Raw genomic sequence first — 2,043 nt, forward strand, 5'->3', positions numbered from 1 at the left:
GCTGGGACGGAGTGAACCTCGATAGACCGAACCACCGAAGTCACATGGCATACGCCAGCTATAGCGGTATTCCGGGCGAAGCCGGTTGCCCAACAACTCATCCCAAGCAGCTCCCGACCTTCACGATGGCCGTTTGGTTCACGGTCGATGCCAACCTCGGCACGTGGAGCCTTTCAAGCGACGCGATGCATCCCGAGCTGCCGGTCGGTTCGACCTTCCACGCCGACTGGTTCGGGGCTTGGGACAATGGCGTCGAGGCGCAGTGGATGGACAATTGCATCAATCTAACGCTGAACTGCTCGGGCGGCGACCTTGGCAACGGTAAGCAGATCAAGAATGCCTGGGGCTTGAGCTGGGCCGCCAGTCCCCGGCTGGTTCCGGTACCCTGAGGCGAATGGAACGACATGTTGCGCCTTGGTACCTTGTCCGTTTTGCTTGCCGTACTGGTGGGGTGCGCCGACACTCCACCAGCAGGGACGTCCGCTGAGGCGCGTGAGATCAAGCGCGAGCGTGACGAACTTCATGCCCAGATCGACTTGATGAAGAAGCAGGTCCAGCGCGGCGAAACCCATGTCAAAAAATGACGGGCTGAATGCGCGACGGCCCGATCGAATCTCGCGCCTCCTATCAAACCAATCCGGCAATAGCCTCACCCTCTTCGCGATCGCGCTGCCGATGATTATCGGCGTGGTCGGGCTGGGGGTCGATACGGCGCACTGGATCGTCCTCAAGCGCCAATTGCAGGCCGTCGCCGACTCTGCGGCGATGAGCGGCAGCTTCACCGCGATCAAGGGCGGCGACATCGATTATGCCGTCGACGACGACGTCAGCCGCAATCGCGGCAAAATCGAGAATATGCAGACCCGCGCCACCCTGTCCCCCGAAAGTCGCCCCGGCGATCCCTATGCGGTGGCGGTGACGGTCAGCGCGCCGGCCGGCCTGTCCTTCTCATCGTTGTTCATGTCGAAGCCGCTGATCGTCTCGGCCTCGGCGACCGCGACGATGATCGAGACGCAGGATTTCTGCGCCTTCGCGCTAGACGGGTCGGACGAACCGGGAAACAGCATCGACCCCAACAGCAAGGTCGAAAGCGACTGCGGCATCGCCACCAATTCCTCCGCCGCCGACGCCGTCCGCGGTGATGCGTCGTCGCAATTCGCCGCGCGCAAGCTGTTCGCGGTCGGCGGGATCGTCGGGACCAGCGCGGATACCGGTGGTCGGGTCAAACCCTATTCGCTCAACCAGGGCGACCCGGGCGCCGACATCAAGCCGCCCGAAATCCCCAACACCGGTTGTCCCAACATGACGGTCAACCCGGGCGGCAACGAAGTCCAGCTTCAGCCGGGATGCTTCGGCAACCTCGTGCTGAACGGGAAGGTCAGGCTCAATCCTGGCAGCTATGTCCTTAATCGAGGCAATGTCCTGTTCGGTCCCAAGGCCGAGGTCACGTGCGACGGCTGTACCATCTTCCTCACCAGCCAGGACGCCGATGCGTCGCCGACATCGATCGGCAGCGCCAGGCTGGATCCGGCCGCCAACGTCCAGATGTCGGCCCCTTCGGAAGGTCCCTATAGCGGGCTGTTGATGGTCCAGGACCGCCGCGCCGCGCCCGAAGAGAAGGGCGAGGAGAATATCATCGCCGGCAATGCCAACTCGAAGCTCGACGGCATCATCTATTTCCCGTCGCAGACCCTGCGTCTCGACGGCAGCGCGTCGCCCGACATGAAATGCGCCCGGCTGATCGGTCGCAAGCTGATCCTGGCAGGTCATATCCTGATCACGCGGGGCTGCATCGCCGACAAGGGCAAGCTCAAGCTGTCGGGCGCGGAAGTGAAACTGGTCAGCTAACCGCCGGTGTCGCGGTGGCAACTGCCGTCAGGGCATGCAGGCGAGGCCGGTCCCATCGGGATCGAGTTCATGGCGATAGCCGGGGCGGCCGGCCAACAGCGGCGCCTTCCCGGCCGCGCGAACTTCCCCGCAATTGGCGAAGCTGATCACGTGACCTTGCGCGTCTTGGGCGGGAATCTCCGCCGAGCGAAGCTC

At 63.5% G+C, this 2,043-nt stretch carries 4 protein-coding genes; 3 read left to right on the forward strand and 1 reads right to left on the reverse strand.

The window, feature by feature from the left end; genetic code table 11:
• Positions 1–11: 11 nt before the first annotated feature.
• The 3 genes from RMN84_RS07940 to RMN84_RS07950 are packed head-to-tail and all read left to right on the forward strand — an operon-like array spanning position 12 to position 1,848.
• Positions 12–389, forward strand: coding sequence for a DUF1996 domain-containing protein (locus RMN84_RS07940; protein WP_309611640.1), 378 nt, complete (start codon positions 12–14; stop codon positions 387–389).
• A 15-nt stretch (positions 390–404) separates the two neighbouring features.
• Positions 405–584, forward strand: a complete 180-nt coding sequence (locus RMN84_RS07945; protein WP_309611638.1) for a hypothetical protein — start codon at positions 405–407, stop codon at positions 582–584.
• Complete coding sequence (locus RMN84_RS07950; RefSeq protein WP_309611639.1) at positions 571–1,848, forward strand: pilus assembly protein TadG-related protein; 1,278 nt, start codon at positions 571–573, stop codon at positions 1,846–1,848. The genes RMN84_RS07945 and RMN84_RS07950 overlap by 14 nt, the downstream gene beginning before the upstream one ends.
• A 27-nt stretch (positions 1,849–1,875) precedes the next feature.
• Here the strand turns inward: RMN84_RS07950 and RMN84_RS07955 are convergent, their stop codons facing one another.
• Positions 1,876–1,998, reverse strand: a complete 123-nt coding sequence (locus RMN84_RS07955) for an excalibur calcium-binding domain-containing protein (RefSeq protein WP_309611641.1) — start codon at positions 1,996–1,998, stop codon at positions 1,876–1,878.
• Positions 1,999–2,043: the final 45 nt, after the last annotated feature.

Origin of the sequence: Sphingomonas sp., assembly GCF_031380695.1 — a bacterium.
Taxonomy (GTDB): Bacteria; Pseudomonadota; Alphaproteobacteria; order Sphingomonadales; family Sphingomonadaceae; genus Sphingomicrobium.